The 14,688-nt window shown below is 70.5% G+C and carries 14 protein-coding genes and 3 tRNA genes; 6 read left to right on the top strand and 11 right to left on the bottom strand.

Going from position 1 to position 14,688, the window contains the following annotated elements; all coding sequences use genetic code 11:
- Positions 1-839: 839 nt before the first annotated feature.
- The 3 genes from ACFQ9V_RS06820 to ACFQ9V_RS06810 form a co-directional block, all read right to left on the bottom strand.
- Positions 840-913: transfer RNA gene (locus ACFQ9V_RS06820), tRNA-Met, on the bottom strand.
- A gap of 31 nt (positions 914-944) precedes the next feature.
- A tRNA-Thr gene (locus ACFQ9V_RS06815) sits at positions 945-1,016 on the bottom strand.
- 128 nt (positions 1,017-1,144) lie between these two features.
- Positions 1,145-2,101 carry an aldo/keto reductase gene (locus ACFQ9V_RS06810; RefSeq protein ID WP_382458406.1) on the bottom strand — a complete coding sequence of 319 codons (957 nt, stop codon included), beginning with the start codon at positions 2,099-2,101 and terminating at the stop codon, positions 1,145-1,147.
- A gap of 110 nt (positions 2,102-2,211) precedes the next feature.
- Between ACFQ9V_RS06810 and ACFQ9V_RS06805 the strand changes: the two genes are divergently transcribed.
- Positions 2,212-3,090, top strand: coding sequence for a pentapeptide repeat-containing protein (locus ACFQ9V_RS06805; protein WP_382458405.1), 879 nt, complete (start codon positions 2,212-2,214; stop codon positions 3,088-3,090).
- 204 nt (positions 3,091-3,294) lie between these two features.
- Positions 3,295-5,031: a glycoside hydrolase family 13 protein gene (locus ACFQ9V_RS06800; protein ID WP_382458430.1), complete on the top strand. Its 1,737-nt coding sequence runs from the start codon at positions 3,295-3,297 to the stop codon at positions 5,029-5,031.
- 107 nt (positions 5,032-5,138) lie between these two features.
- Here ACFQ9V_RS06800 and ACFQ9V_RS06795 read toward each other — a convergent pair whose 3' ends face one another.
- From ACFQ9V_RS06795 to ACFQ9V_RS06785, 3 genes are all read right to left on the bottom strand, one after another.
- On the bottom strand, positions 5,139-5,924 hold the full coding sequence (locus tag ACFQ9V_RS06795) for a M23 family metallopeptidase (RefSeq protein ID WP_382458404.1): 786 nt from the start codon (positions 5,922-5,924) through the stop codon (positions 5,139-5,141).
- A gap of 52 nt (positions 5,925-5,976) precedes the next feature.
- Positions 5,977-6,789, bottom strand: coding sequence for an inositol monophosphatase family protein (locus ACFQ9V_RS06790; protein ID WP_382458403.1), 813 nt, complete (start codon positions 6,787-6,789; stop codon positions 5,977-5,979).
- A gap of 96 nt (positions 6,790-6,885) precedes the next feature.
- A tRNA-Tyr gene (locus tag ACFQ9V_RS06785) sits at positions 6,886-6,967 on the bottom strand.
- 100 nt (positions 6,968-7,067) lie between these two features.
- On the opposite strand from ACFQ9V_RS06785, the gene ACFQ9V_RS06780 reads away from it, so the two are divergent.
- Entirely contained in the window at positions 7,068-7,688 is a 621-nt protein-coding gene (locus ACFQ9V_RS06780; protein ID WP_382458429.1) for an ATP-dependent Clp protease proteolytic subunit, read from the top strand.
- A gap of 21 nt (positions 7,689-7,709) precedes the next feature.
- Here the strand turns inward: ACFQ9V_RS06780 and ACFQ9V_RS06775 are convergent, their stop codons facing one another.
- Entirely contained in the window at positions 7,710-8,036 is a 327-nt protein-coding gene (locus tag ACFQ9V_RS06775) for a helix-turn-helix domain-containing protein (protein ID WP_382458402.1), read from the bottom strand.
- Positions 8,037-8,182: 146 nt separating this feature from the next.
- On the opposite strand from ACFQ9V_RS06775, the gene ACFQ9V_RS06770 reads away from it, so the two are divergent.
- Positions 8,183-8,326 (top strand): hypothetical protein, encoded by a 144-nt coding sequence (locus ACFQ9V_RS06770; RefSeq protein WP_382458401.1) that lies wholly within the window; start codon positions 8,183-8,185, stop codon positions 8,324-8,326.
- 88 nt (positions 8,327-8,414) lie between these two features.
- A complete protein-coding gene (locus ACFQ9V_RS06765; protein WP_370055954.1) occupies positions 8,415-8,903 on the top strand; it encodes a YajQ family cyclic di-GMP-binding protein in 489 nt (162 codons plus the stop codon).
- On the opposite strand, the gene ACFQ9V_RS06760 is transcribed toward ACFQ9V_RS06765, so the two are convergent.
- Genes ACFQ9V_RS06760 through ACFQ9V_RS06745 form a run of 4 tightly spaced genes read right to left on the bottom strand, consistent with a single transcriptional unit; the run spans position 8,809 to position 13,249 of the window.
- Positions 8,809-9,891 (bottom strand): alpha/beta hydrolase, encoded by a 1,083-nt coding sequence (locus ACFQ9V_RS06760; RefSeq protein ID WP_382458400.1) that lies wholly within the window; start codon positions 9,889-9,891, stop codon positions 8,809-8,811. The genes ACFQ9V_RS06765 and ACFQ9V_RS06760 overlap by 95 nt on opposite strands.
- A gap of 40 nt (positions 9,892-9,931) precedes the next feature.
- Entirely contained in the window at positions 9,932-11,314 is a 1,383-nt protein-coding gene (locus tag ACFQ9V_RS06755) for an FAD-dependent oxidoreductase (RefSeq protein WP_382458399.1), read from the bottom strand.
- Positions 11,315-11,332: 18 nt separating this feature from the next.
- Positions 11,333-12,391, bottom strand: coding sequence for a polyprenyl synthetase family protein (locus ACFQ9V_RS06750; protein ID WP_382458428.1), 1,059 nt, complete (start codon positions 12,389-12,391; stop codon positions 11,333-11,335).
- 21 nt (positions 12,392-12,412) lie between these two features.
- Positions 12,413-13,249, bottom strand: coding sequence for a demethylmenaquinone methyltransferase (locus ACFQ9V_RS06745; RefSeq protein ID WP_382458398.1), 837 nt, complete (start codon positions 13,247-13,249; stop codon positions 12,413-12,415).
- A gap of 124 nt (positions 13,250-13,373) precedes the next feature.
- Between ACFQ9V_RS06745 and ACFQ9V_RS06740 the strand changes: the two genes are divergently transcribed.
- Entirely contained in the window at positions 13,374-14,678 is a 1,305-nt protein-coding gene (locus ACFQ9V_RS06740; RefSeq protein ID WP_382458397.1) for an isochorismate synthase MenF, read from the top strand.
- Positions 14,679-14,688 lie beyond the last annotated feature (10 nt).

Raw genomic sequence — 14,688 nt, 5'->3', positions numbered from 1 at the left:
ACGAGCACGCCGCCTACAACGGTGACGACGAGACCTGCGGTGTGATCGCGCCATGTCGCTGCCCACCACGATCGGGCAGGCAAAGGAGCCGTGCTGACTGAAGACGAATCGTTCCTAGGCTCTGCGTTTACGGTCGCACGGGTTACAGCCTCTGCGGAAGCTACTGAGTTCCTATTCGAATGGGCGAGCGAGGGCTCATCAGCAACACTCTCCACGAAGGAGGAGAGTGTCCCAGCAAGCCCCTCGACAGCGACCCGGCTCTTCCCAGAGATCTCAATCACAATTAGGCGGTGACGTAGCATCGCGTGCACCCAGAGCTTGGCTATCCATGTCCACTCACTATTGGGCTCGCTTGTTGCCCTCAGCTCAAGTGTCACGTCGCTGAGCTGAGCGTCATTTTCCTGCAAGGACAATCGAGCCGCATCCAAGCTGTCGCGCCCAAACGTTGACCCCGTATCCGCCCTAACTCGATAGTCGGGAATCGACACGTGTTCGCTGATCTCTTTCAAGCCGCGAAACCGATCGCGATTCGATGCCGGAGAGAAGGTTCCAGCAATCCTGCTCATCAGCGAAAGAGAGTTGTAGCTCGCGCTTGAATGTGTCTGCCATGCCAACCCTTCGCACTGTGCGCTGTAGTCACATCATTCCAGCGATTGGCGACAAATCTCCGCCTTGTCGCGACACGGACTCTGCCGATGGCGAAGAGAGCGCCACCCCCGAGATGACGACGCATTCAGATCGGTCGAATTCAATTGTGGGCAAAATGTGGGCAAATCGCCCCACGAACGACAAAACGGCGGCTGTTCAACAGCCGCCGTTCCCAGTGTTTTACTGGTCTGTAGCGAGGGCGGGACTCGAACCCGCGACACCACGATTATGAGCCGTGTGCTCTAACCACCTGAGCTACCCCGCCGTAGCCTCCCGGTGTCGCGACCGGGAGACGGAGCCCCCTGTGGGAATCGGACCCACTACCTCTTCCTTACCAAGGAAGTGCTCTACCAATGAGCTAAGGGGGCGAAGCCGTGGCATCCGGAAGGGTCCGGGCCGTTTTCGGCAACCGTACGAGGATACCATCCTCGCGAGGGTGCTTCGTACCACCCGGACCCCCGGATCATGCTGAGTTCACGCCCGAATCACGCCCGGATCACGCGGCCTTCGCGGCCTCCGAGGCGCCGTCGAGCGCGTCCAGCTCGTCGGCCGTCAGCACGAGGTCCACCGAGGCCAGGAGGTCGGGGAGCTGCTCCAGCGTGCGGGCACTCGCGATCGGCGCGGTGATGGTCGGCTGGGCCGCGAGCCAGGCGAGCGCGGTGGTCGCGACGGAGACGCCGTGCGCGGCGGAGACCTCGTCCAGGGCGGCGAGCACACTCCGTCCGGCCTCGTCCAGGTACTTGGCGGCGCCGCCGGCGCGGGGGCTGTCGACGGTCACGCCGTCGCGGTACTTGCCGGTCAGGAAGCCCGCGGCGAGCGCGAAGTAGGGCATCACTCCGAGGCCCTCGCGCTCGACGATCGGGCGGTACTTCTCCTCGTAGGCGCGCTCGACCAGGTTGTAGTGCGGCTGGAGGGCGACCGCACGGTGGAGACCCTCGCGCTCGGTGATCGCGAACCACTCCTCGATGCGCTCCGGCGAGTAGTTCGAGATGGCGATGTGGCGGACCTTGCCCGCGTCCACGAGACCCGAGAGCGCGGCGACGGTCTCCTCCAGCGGCACCGACTGGTCGTCGAAGTGCGCATAGTAGAGGTCGATGTGGTCGCTCTGCAGACGCTCGAGGGAGGCGTCGGCGGCGCGGCGGATGTTGTCGGCGGCCAGGCCCGTGAAGTCGGGGTGCTGGCTGACCTTGGTCGCGAGCACGACGTCGTCGCGCCGGCCGCGGGCCGTGAACCACTCGCCGAGGATGCGCTCCGAGTCGCCGCCGGTGTTGCCCGGCACCCAGGCCGAGTAGCCGTCAGCGGTGTCCACGAAGTTGCCGCCCGCCGCCGTGTAGGCGTCGAGCACCGCGAAGGAGCTGTCGCGGTCGGCCGTCCAGCCGAAGACGTTTCCGCCCAGTGAGAGAGGGAAGACCTGGAGGTCGGAGGTTCCGATGGCGCGGCGCGGTGAAGTCATTCCGTGTTCCTTTCGTGGCTGTCCTTCCACGCTAACGCCCGGTCTCCGTGGCTATTCCGAATGTGTCCGAAGATGTGGAGAGCTCACACGGGCGGCCCTACTGTGGAGGAATGTCCCCCGCCCTCGCATCCGAGCGCGCCCTCGCCGCCGACTGCGCCTCCTGCTCGGGGCTCTGCTGCGTCGCGCTCGCCTTCGCACGCTCCGCGGACTTCGCGTTCGACAAGCCCGCGGGCGAGGAGTGCGTGAACCTGGAGGACGGCTTCGGCTGCCGCATCCACCCGCAGCTCCGCGAGCGCGGCTTCAAGGGCTGCACGGTGTTCGACTGCTTCGGCGCCGGCCAGCTCGTCACCCGGCACACCTTCGGCGGCAGGTCATGGCGCGACGACGCCGGTGTCCGCGCCGAGATGTTCGCCGTGTTCCCGATCGTCCGCCAGCTCCACGAGCTGCTCTGGTACCTCCGCGAGGCCCTCGCGATGCCCGCCGCGGCGTCCCTCCACGACGCGTTGCGCGCCTCCTGGGAGGAGGTCACGGAGGCAGTCGACGCGGCCCCAGCGCTCATCCCCGAGCTCGACGTCGACGAGCTCCGCGCCCCCGCGGCGGCCCTGCTGCGGGAGGCCGCCCGGCTGACCCGCGAGGCGGCCCGCGATGCAGCCACCCGCGAGACCCGCCGCACCTCCACCCCGCTCCGCGTCAAGCGCTCCCGCCTCTCTCCCGGAGCCGACCTCCTCGGCGCGGACCTGCGCGGCGCGGACCTCCGCGGCGCCGAGCTGCGCGGCGCCCTCCTGATCGGCGCCGACCTCCGCGACGCCGACCTGACCGCCGCCGAGCTCATCGGCGCCGACCTCCGCGACGCCCGGCTCGACGGCGCCGTCCTCGACCGCGCCATCTACCTCACTCAGCCCCAGGTCGACGCGGCACGAGGGGATGACAGCACCCGGCTGCCCGCGGCGCTCCACCGCCCGTCGCACTGGCGCACCGCGTCGCGCTGAGCCGCACGCCCCTCCCGTTCACGTCGCGGACCGGCGTCACACAAGCCCGCACTCAGTCGAGGGGGCTAGCATTGCTGCCAGCGCCGACGACGGCGCGCCGATCCCGGTGCCGCAAGCGGCGGCGTGCGAGGAACGACGGCGCCCCCCGATCGTTCCCGCCACGCGTGCCCGCAGCGACACCCCGTCCTGAAGCCAAGACAGGTGATCCCCATTACTTCCGAATCCTCCCGCACGCTCTCGCCCAGTACTCCCGGCCGCGAGTGGTGGCGCTCCGCCGTCATCTACCAGGTGTACCCGCGCTCCTTCGCGGACGCCGACGGCGACGGGATGGGCGACCTCAACGGCATCACCAGCCGGCTCCCCGCGCTCCGCGACCTGGGCGTCGACGCGGTGTGGCTGTCGCCGTTCTTCACGTCGCCCCAGAACGACGCGGGCTACGACGTGGCCGACTACCGCGACGTCGACCCCAGCTTCGGCACGCTCGCCGACTTCGACGCGATGCTGCAGGCAGCGCACGGCCTCGGGCTGCGCGTCATCATCGACATCGTCCCCAACCACTCGTCGAGCGACCACGCCTGGTTCCAGGAGGCCCTCGCCTCGGCTCCGGGCAGTGCAGAGCGCGCCCGCTACCTGTTCCGCGACGGCACGGGCGTGAACGGCGACGAGGCTCCCAACAACTGGGAGTCCATCTTCGGCGGCCCGGCCTGGACCCGCGTCACCGAGGCCGACGGCACCCCCGGCCAGTGGTACCTCCACCTGTTCGACAAGTCGCAGCCCGACTTCGACTGGGAGAACCCCTGGGTGCGGGAGCAGTTCCGCGGCGTGCTGCGGTTCTGGCTCGACCGCGGCGTCGACGGCTTCCGCGTGGACGTCGCCCACGGCATGATCAAGGAGGCCGGCCTCCCCGACTACACCCCGCCCGCGAACGCCGGCAGCATGGGCGGCGGCGCGATCGCGACCACGACCGGCGGCATCGTGCTGGAGCCGCAGATCAGCGCCCACGCCGAGGGCGAGCCCGTCACGCCCCCGTACTTCGGGCAGGACGGCGTCCACGACATCTACCGCGACTGGCACACGGTCCTCGACGAGTACGAGGGCGACCGCGTGCTCTGCGGCGAGGCCTGGGTGGAGCCGATGGAGAAGCTCGCGAACTGGGTCCGCCCCGACGAGATGCAGCAGACCTTCAACTTCGGTTACCTGGAGACGCCGTGGGACGCGGTCGCGCTCCGCGCGGTGATCGACCGCTCGATCGCCGTGTTCGGCAGCGTCGGCGCCCCGAGCACCTGGGTGCTCTCCAACCACGACGTCGTCCGGCACGCCACCCGGCTGGCGCTGACAGGCGACAACCCGCAGGGTCACGGCATCGGCCCGAAGTCGACCGGCATCCCGGACCCGGCCTTCGCCCTGCGCCGCGCCCGCGCCGCGACGGCCCTCATGCTCGCGCTCCCCGGCTCGGCGTACCTGTACCAGGGTGAGGAGCTCGGCCTCCCGGAGGCCGTCGACCTCCCCGACGACGCCCGCCAGGACCCCACCTGGTTCCGGACGAACGGCGAGCGCTACGGCCGCGACGGCTGCCGCGTGCCGATCCCGTGGGAGGGCGCCGACCCGTCGTACGGTTTCGGCCCCGGTCCGAAGAGCTGGCTGCCGCAGCCCGCGACCTGGGCGGAGTACACCCGCTCGTCGCAGGAGGGCGTGCCCGGCTCGACGCTGACCATGTACCAGGAGGCGCTGGCCGCCCGCCGCGAGCACGACCTCGCCTTCGGCGAGCTGCAGTGGTCGAACGCCGGCGAGGGCGCGCTGCTGTTCCGCTCGGGCAACGTCACCGTCGCCGTCAACTTCGGCAGGGCCCCGCTCCCCCTGCCCGAGGGCACCGTCATCCTGGCCAGCGGCCCGCTCGCTGACGGCATGCTCCCGCAGGACACCACCGCCTGGCTCATCTGACCACGGTCGCCAACGGAGGAGACCCACCCCGATCAGGCCCGGGTCTCCTCCGTCAGCTGCCCCCAGCCGGCGTGTCGGCTCGGATCTCCTCCGTTCACAACGGCCCCTCAGCTCGCGTTGGCCTTCAACCACACAACAGGATCGACCGGCTCTGTGCCGTCCAGCCGGATCTCGAAGTGCAGGTGCGCCCCCGTCGAGACTCCGGTGTTCCCCACCCTGCCCACGATGTCGGCCACCCGCACCCGCTGACCCTCGGCGACCCGCACCGACCCCGTCTGCATGTGGCAGTACTTGCTGCTGACCAGCCGCCCGTCGATCAGGTGGTCGATCGTGACGTTCACGCCGCAGCCGCCGCGGTCGCCGGTCACGACCTCCCTAACCACGCCGTCGGCGATGATCTGGATGGGCACGCCGTCACCCGGCGCGAAGTCCACCCCGAGGTGGTTGGTGGAGGCGCCCTCGGTCGGCGCGGCGCGCGGCCCGAACCCGGAGGTGATCGGCACGCCGACCGGGAACGGCCACTGGATGGCGCCAGCCGGGTTGTTGCGGAAGGTGTCCGCGATCCGCATCGAGCGCAGCGCGGCGAGCTGGTCGCCGGAGGTCGCGGCCCCGCCGTCGCGGACGATGGCCTCCCGCTCGCCCGGAGCGATGCTGTCGAGCGCCTGGACCTCCCGCTCCGACGCCGGAGCGCTGGAGAACGGGGCAGAGGCGGTGCGCGCGCGGACCTGGTCCTCGGTCAGGAGCGCCATCGCCGGGACCGTGGTCGCGACCGCGATCCCGAGGACCGAGAGCATCGCAAGCGTGCTCACCCCGCGGCCGAAGCGCGGCTCGCGTGCCCGCTGGGCCGCCTGCTCACGCTGCCGGAGCTCGCGGCGGGTCAGGGTCTGGGGCACCCGACCCAATATAACGAAACGGTAACTGCCTCACCACTCGGAGGCCGGCCGGTTACTCCCAGCGTTGGTAGTACGCCTGCACCAGCGGGTCGAGTTGCGCATACAGGCCGGGCGCCGCCGCGAGCAACAGAGCCTTGCCGGCCGGAGCGCCGTCCAGCCCGCCGACCGTCGCCCCCGCCTCCTGCGCGATGAGCGCCCCGGCCGCGTGATCCCACGGGTTCAGCCCGCGCTCGTAGTAGGCATCGAGCCGCCCGCACGCGACGGAGCACAGGTCGAGGGAGGCCGCCCCGATCCGCCGGACGTCGCGAACCTGCGGGATCAGCTCGGTCACGAAGGCCGCCTGCTTGCGCCGGATCTCCGGGTCGTACCCGAACCCGGTCCCGACGAGCGCAAGCGGCAACTCCACCCCCTCATTGACCCGGATCGGCTCGCCGTTCAACCGCGCGCCACCTCCCGCCGCCGCTGTGAACACCTCCCCGGTCGACGGATTCACGACCGCCCCGGCGAGCGTCCGCCACGTCGCCGGATCGGGGTCGCCCTCCACGACGGCGACGCTGACCGCCCACGCCGGGATGTCGTAGAAGTAGTTGACCGTCCCGTCGATCGGGTCGACCACCCAGGTGAGCCCGCTGCTCCCCCGCTCGCCGCCGGACTCCTCCCCGAGGAACCCGTCCCGCGGCCGCGACGCCTCCAGCGCGCCGCGGATCAGGTCCTCGGCCTCCCGGTCGGCGCGCGTGACGATGTCGGTGATGGTCGACTTGGAGGCCGCGATCTCCACCCCGTCCCGCCGCCGCTGCAACGCGAGAGCGGCCGCGCGACGCGCGACGGTGGTGGCGATCTCGAGCAGTTCGTTGGGGGTGGGCATGGGGCAAGCCTGGCACACCGCCGCACCGCGGAGGCTTCTCGGCGTCGGACCGAAACGAAAGAGCCCAGCCGATACGGCCGGGCTCTTTCACATGGGTGGCGAGTGAGGGATTCGAACCCCCGAAGGCTACGCCGGCTGATTTACAGTCAGATCCCTTTGGCCGCTTGGGTAACTCGCCATGAGCGCGCCGCAAAGGCGCCATGTAAGAATACTCGGCGCGCGCCGTCTCACGAAATCGGCCGGACCACCGCCAGGAGCCGCACGTCTGCCTCCCGCGAATTCGCACACGGCAGAACCGCGCGACAAAGGGCGACCCCCGGTCGCAGGATGACGCCATGACCACTCCTGAGACCTTCTCCCCCGTGCAGCGGCTGCTCGAGGAGCGCATCGTGTTCCTCGGCACCGAAGTGAACGACGAGTCGGCTGGCGAGGTCTGCGCGCAGCTCCTGCTGCTCGACTCCATCGCCTCCGATCGCGACATCTTCCTCTACATCAACTCGCCGGGCGGCTCCATCACCGCGGGGTTCGCCGTCTACGACACGATGAACTTCGTCCGCGCCGACGTGGCGACCGTCGCGCTCGGCTTCGCGGCCTCGATGGGGCAGTTCCTGCTGTCGTCCGGCGCGCCGGGCAAGCGGTATGCGCTCCCGAACTCGTCCATCGTGATGCACCAGCCGCATGGAGGCTTCGGCGGCACGAGTGCGGACATCCGGACCCAGGCGAAGCAGATCCTGCACTTCAAGCGCAGGATGGCGGAGCTGACCAGCGAGCAGACCGGCAAGACCGTCGAGCAGATCATCGAGGACGGTGACCGCGACCGCTGGTTCACCGCCGACGAGGCCAGGGACTACGGCTTCGTGGACGAGGTCATCGGCTCGACGCGGGCGCTCGCGAACTGAAGGGCAAAGCCCGCGGGAGGCTCAGGCGGCCAGCAGCACCGGCTGCACGACGTCGGACACCGCGTGCTCGTCCGCCATCGTCGCCCCGTGGACCCGCTCCGGGACCAGGCTCAGCACCTCGACGCGGGCGAACTCCGCCACCACCTCCGACAGCAGCTCCCCCTCCGTCACGTCGAGCACGCGGCACAGTGCCGCGAGGATCTCGGATGACGCCTCCTTGCGGCCGCGTTCGATCTCCGACAGGTACGGGATGCTGATGCGCGATGTCTCGGAGAGCTCGCGCAGCGTCGCGCCCCGCTCCGTCCGCAAGCGGCGGAGCACGGAGCCGATCGCGTGCCGCATCAACATGCCTGAAGCCTAAGCCGGAGGCCCGGGTCCGCGCCGATCCGATTTTCCGATTCCGCCCACAGCAGAATTCGCCCGGACGCCCACGACTTCGCGACACTCCCCGACGCCTGCCGCCGATGTCGGTGGCCGCGCGCACAATCGGGGGCATGAGAACGTTGGAGATCTGCGAACGATGCGACGGGACCGGCGCCGACCCCCGGCAGCACTCCGAGGAGGTCGCCCTCTGCGTCGAGTGCAACGGTGACGGCTGCCACGTCACCTACTTCGCCGAGCTCCAGCAGACGGCCTGACCACCGCGCGCGACGCGCACCGCCCGTAGACTGGATGCCGTCCGGCCCGCTCCGATCGCCGGACACCTGCGCGGGAAGGAACAGTACAGTGGCAGACTCCTCGTTCGACGTCGTCAGCAAGGTCGACAAGATGGAGGCGGACAACGCCGTCAACCAGGCCCGCAAGGAGGTCGAGCAGCGCTACGACTTCAAGAACGTCGGTGCCTCGGTCGAGTGGAGCGGCGAGAAGGTGCTGCTCAAGGGCAACACCGAGGAGCGCGTCAAGGCGGTGCTCGAAGTCCTCGAGTCCAAGTTCATCAAGCGCGGCATCACCCTCAAGTCGCTCGACACCGGCAAGCCGTATCCGTCGGGCAAGGAGTTCCGCATCGAGGTCGGCCTGAAGGACGGCATCGAGCAGGACGCCGCCAAGAAGATCAACAAGCTGATCCGCGACGAGGCGCCCAAGAGCGTCAAGTCGCAGATCCAGGGCGACGAGCTCCGGGTCAGCTCAAAGAGCCGGGACGACCTCCAGGCGACAATGGCCCTCTTGAAGGGCGCCGACCTGGACGTGGCCCTGCAGTTCGTGAACTTCCGCTGAGCGCTCCGCGCAGCCAGCGGGCGACCTGCCCGTAGGCCGCCTCGCGCGCCTGCTCCTGCGACAGGAACACGTCGTGCAGCGCGCCGTCGATGCGCGCCACCGTCACGGTCGGCGCGAGCCGCAGTGCGCGCACCGCGATGTCCTGCACCAGCAGCACCACGTCCGAGCTCAGCATGTCCGTCGTCCAGTACGGCAGCAGCGTCGAGCGGGCCGACAGCAGCGTGAGCACCGGGACCTCGATGGAGAGCCCGGCCGCGACGCGGGTGTGCCCGGCGAGGATGGCCGTGAGCCAGGCGGGGTGCACCGCGAAGCCGCGCACCGGACGCCAGGTCAGGTCGTAGTCCCACTCGCCGTCCAGCGTCCGCGACACCGACCGCGTGTAGAAGCCGAGGTCCACGTTCGGCATCGCGGCCTTCGGTTCGAGCCGGGACTGGAGGTCGACCAGCGGCGCGAGCATCGCCCGGCCGGCCGAGTGCGCCTGGAACTCCAGCCACGGGCTGTTGAGCACGAGCGCCGACGCCCGGCCGGGGTGTCGGTCCGCCCACAGGCTCAGGGTGAGGCCTCCCGTCGAGTGGCCGAGCAGGATCAGCCGGCGGTGCGGGCGCTCGCCCTCCTCGTGGCCCATTGCCCGGAGCGCCGCGTCGATGTCGGCGTCGTAGGTGTCCAGCGAGTCGATGAAACCGGGAGTCTGGCCGGGGCGGAGGCTGCGGCCGTACTTGCGCAGGTCCAGCGCGAAGAACCGCGCGCCCTGGTCGTGCCAGAACCGCGCGAGCCCGGTCTGGAAGAAGTAGTCCGACCAGCCGTGCACGTACAGCACGTCGGTCTCGTCGGCGGGACGGCCGGGCCGGAGGTCGGCCAGGTGCGGCCACGGCTCGTAGCGCACGAGGGTCGCGACGACCTCGCCCTCGGCGTCGTGGCCGAGCGGGAGCGTCGCCTGCTGGAACCCGGCGCCGAGCACGTCGGGGCGCCACTCCACTGGGCCGACCATGCCTCCAGCGTGCCAGATCGGGGCGGCCGGAGGCGAGGGTCTACTCCGCCGCCGTCGCCTCCACCGCGGCGCCATTCGACGCGCGCAGCATGTCCTCGCGCGGGACGACCTTGATCCGGGCGCGGCCGCGCTCGGCGCCGAGCGCCTGCTCGTGCGCGTCGAGGTTGTGCCAGCCGTTCAGGTTCGTGTACTCCACACCTCGCTCGCGCAGCAGGTTCTCCACAGATTCCTCGGAGGGGGAAGCGGGAGACCACCAGTTGCCCTGATCGTTGATCACATGCTTGATCGTCTCCATCGCATCCGACTTCGTGTGACCGATGAGGCCCACCGGGCCCCGCTTGATCCACCCCGTCGCATACACGCCGTACATCCGCTCGTTGTCGCGGTTGCGCAGCACCTGGCCCTCGTGGTTCGGGATCACGCCGTGCTTCTTGTCGAACGGGATGCCGGGCAGCGGCGACCCGAAATAGCCGACCGCGCGGTAGATCGCCTGGATCTCCAGCTCCCGGATCTCGCCGGTGCCGCGCACACCGCCGGCGCCGTCCGACTCGGTGCGCTCGTAGCGGTACGCCCGCACGTTCCCGTCCTCGTCGGCGAGCACCTCCAGCGGCTTGGCGTAGAAGTGCAGGTGCAGGCGCCGGGAGGCCGCGCCCACCTCGCGCTGCCGCCACTGCTGCAGCACGCGGTCGATGACCAGCACCTGCTTGTTGCTCGCGATCGCGTCCTTGGAGTGCTCGTCGTACTCGAAGTCCTCGTCGTAGAGGATCATGTCGACATCGCGCAGCTCGCCGAGCTCGCGCAGCTCCAGCGGCGTGAACTTCACCTGCGCCGGGCCGCGGCGCCCGAAGACGTGCACGTCGGTCACCGGCGAGCTCTTCAGGATCTCGTAGACGTTGTCCGGGATCTCGGTCGGCAGCAGGTCCTCGGCGTGCTTCGCCAGGATGCGGGACACGTCGAGCGCGACGTTGCCGTTGCCGATGACCGCGACGGACTTCGCCTCCAGCGGCCAGGTGCGCGGTACGTCGGGGTGGCCGTCGAACCAGCTCACGAAGTCGGCCGCGCCGTACGAGCCGCCGAGGTCGATGCCCGGGATGTCGAGGTCGGAGTCGTGCACCGCGCCGGTGGCGAAGATCACCGCGTTGTAGTGGCGCTTCAGGTCGTCGAGCGTGATGTCGACGCCGTAGGTGACGTTGCCGAAGATGCGGATGTCGCCGCGGTCGAGCACCTCGCGCAGCGCGGTGATGATGCCCTTGATGCGCGGGTGGTCCGGGGCGACGCCGTAGCGCACCAGCCCGTACGGCGCCGGCAGGGCCTCGAACAGGTCGATCGAGACGTCGAAGCCGCGCTCCGCCTTGAGCAGGATGTCAGCGGCGTAGATCCCGGCCGGGCCGGCGCCGACGATCGCCAGTCGCAGTTTGGTCATGCGTTGATTCCTTCGTGCTCAGCTCGAACGTTCGACGATCGTGTCGGAGAACCGCACGAGCGCCTTCTTCACGGGGCCGTCGGGCAGGGGCTCCAGCGCCTCCACGGCCTCCCGGGCCCAGCGGTGCGCCTCCTCGAGTGTGTCCGCCGTGACCGGGTGCTCCCGGAGCGCGGCGATGGCCGCGGTGGCCTCCGGGGTGATCTCGCCCTCCTCGGCCGTGCCCATGACGTCGCGCTCGAGCCGCTCGAGCAGGGCGCGCGCCTCGGGGTCGGTGTCGGCGCGCTCCCGCAGCTTCAGCACGGGGAGGGTGGCGACGCCGGCGCGGAGGTCGTTGCCCGGGGTCTTGCCGGTCTCGGCGACGCCGACGGAGGAGAGGTCGATGACGTCATCGATGAGTTGGAACGCAACGCCGATCTTCTCACCGAAGGTCACGACGGGCTGCTCGTACGCGGTGTCGGCGTTCGAGAACGCCACGCCCATCTGGGCGGCCACGGCGATGAGCGAGCCGGTCTTGTCCTCCAGCACCCGGATGTAGTGGGCGATCGGGTCCTCGCCGTCCTGCGGCCCGATGGTCTCGTGCAGCTGGCCGAGGCACAGCCGCTCGAACGTGTCGGCCTGGAGCTGGATGGCGCGCTCGCCCAGCGCGGAGACGAGCTTGCTGGCCCGGGCGAACAGGAGGTCGCCGGTGAGGACGGCGACGGAGTTGCCCCAGACGAACTGCGCCGTCGGCACACCGCGCCGCATCTGCGAGTCGTCCATGACGTCGTCGTGGTACAGGGAGGCGAGGTGGGTGATCTCGACCGCCTGCGCGGCCTGGAGCACGCGCGGGGTGTTGCCGTCGCCGAGCTGCGCGGTGAGGAGCGTGAGCATCGGGCGGACGCGCTTGCCGCCGGCCTCCAGGAGGTACCGCGTGGTGACGTCGGCGAGGTTGTCGGCGAAGCGCATCTCGCGGTGCAGCGCCTCCTCGACCAGCGCGAGGCCGTCGTCGACGGCGTTCGCGACCTGGCGGTCCTCGCCGCGGACGAAGATCCGCTCGGTCAGGCCGAGCTGGCTGCTGAGCGACGCGGGTCGCCGCACCACCGGAACGCTACGTGGCACTTACTCCCCCTCGGATGGGACGGCGGTCGTGGGCTTCGTCGCTGCGGGCTTCTTCGCCGCAGGCTTCTTCGCTGCGGGCTTGTTCGCCGCAGGCTTCTTGGCCGCTGGCTTCTTCGGGGCCGGCTTCGCCACCTCCACGGGCTTCCACCCGCGGTGGAGCGCCACGATCCCCGCGGTCAGGTTGCGCCAGGCCACGCGCTCGAAGCCGGCCTCGCGCATCCAGGCCGCCAGCGCCGGCTGGTTCGGCCAGGCCTCGATGGACTCCATCAGGTACTCGTACGCCGCGGGGTTCGAGCTCGCGACGCGGGCCAGCACGGGCATTCCGTAGCGCAGGTATGCGCCGTAGCCCGCACGGATCGCGGCCACCGGAGGCTGGGAGAACTCGCACACCACGACCCGGCCGCCCGGCTTGGTCACCCGGTAGAACTCGGCGAGCGCCGCCCGCGGGTCGACGATGTTGCGCAAGCCGAACGAGATCGTGACCGCGTCGAACGTGTCGTCGTCGAAGGGAAGCTTCGTGGCGTCCGCCTGCACGAATGTGACGAACGGGTTGCCCGCCTGCCTGCGCCGGCCGACCTCGATCATCCCCTCCGAGAAATCGGCGGCGACCACGCTGGCCCCGTTGCGCGCCAGGGACGCACTGGAGGTGCCGGTTCCTGCCGCGACGTCCAGGATCGTCTCGCCGGCGCGCGGCCCGACGGCTCGGGTCGTCGCCAGCCGCCACAGCGTCGCGTTGCCCATCGAGAGGACGGTGTTGGTCCGGTCGTAGTGGGTCGACACCTCATCGAACATGGCGGCGACCTGGGAGGGCTGCTTGCTGAGGTCGGCCTTACTCACCCCCCCAGCTTAGGCTGCGCCGAGATGCCGTGCATTTCGGGGCGCCGCACAGCGGCTCCCGCACCGGGCCAACGCCCAGCCGCCGCGCATCCGGCGCCCAGCGGCCCGGGCGTAGGCTGGTCCGGTGACCGCACCCTCGACCACCCGCCGGGCTACGGGCGTGACCGCCCTGTCGGTCGAGACCACCCCCCTCGACGACGTCCGGCATCTCGTTCCCTTCCTCGACTCCCGCCGCCCCCTCGTGTGGATCCGCAAAGGCGAGGGAATCGCCGGCATCGGGGAGGCGCTGCGGCTGGAGTTCCGCGGGCCGGACCGCATCCGGCAGGCATCGGACGCGTGGCGGACGACCGTCCAGGCGGCCACCGTCTCGGACGACGTACGCACGCCGGGCACCGGGCTGGTGGCGTTCGGGACCTTCGCGTTCGACGACGAGAGCTCGGCAACGAGCGTCCTGATCGTGCCGCAGACCGTCCTCGGGCGCCGCGGCGGCCGGAGCTGGATCACGCGGATCACCCGTGTGGACGATTCCCCCGCGGAAGCGAACGCGGCCGACCCGCGGACGCAGCGCGGCACGGCGCGGGACCTCCCGCGGCCGATCGCCTTCGGGGACGAGTACCGGCTCAGCCTCCTCCCCGCCGGACTGGACGAGGGCGGCTACGAGTCCGCCGTCGCGACGGCGGTGGAGCGGATCCGCGAGCACGACCTCTCCAAGGTGGTCCTGGCCAGGGAGCTGTCGGCGCACCTGCCGCTCGAGTCGGACGTGCGACGCGCGCTCGTGGAGCTGGCCCTCGGCTACCCCGACTGCTGGACGTTCGCCGTCGACGGGCTCGTGGGGTCCTCCCCCGAGACGCTGGTGCGCGTGCACCACGGCACGGTGACCGCCCGCGTGCTCGCCGGCACGATGTCCCGCGGCCGCGACGCCGAGAGCGACCGCGATTCGGCGCTGGCCCTCGCGGGTTCCACCAAGGACCAGGACGAGCACCGCTTCGCCGTGTCCAGCGTGCTCGACGCGCTCCGCCCGCACAGCGCGGACCTCGGGGCGAGCGACGAGCCGTTCACGCTCAAGCTGCCGAACCTCTGGCACCTCGCGACCGATATCGCGGGCACGCTCAGCGACGGGTCGAGCTCGCTCGACCTCGCGGACGCGCTCCACCCGACGGCCGCCGTCGCCGGGACGCCGACACCGGAGGCGCTCGCGCTGATCCGCGAGCTGGAGCCGTTCGACCGCGGGCGGTACGCCGGACCGGTCGGCTGGGTCGGCGGGGACGGCGACGGCGAGTGGGCGATCGCCCTCCGCTGCGCACAGCTCGCCGAGACCGGCGATCTCACCGCCTACGCGGGCGCGGGCATCGTGGCCGACTCCGACCCCGCCAAGGAGTACGCGGAGACGACCATGAAGTTCCGGCCGATCGTCGAAGCCTTCGGCTGACCGCGCCCGA

The sequence above is a fragment of the Leifsonia sp. NPDC056665 genome, from assembly GCF_042791795.1.
Taxonomy (GTDB): Bacteria; Actinomycetota; Actinomycetes; order Actinomycetales; family Microbacteriaceae; genus Leifsonia.
This window is presented reverse-complemented; position numbering and strand designations above follow the sequence as displayed.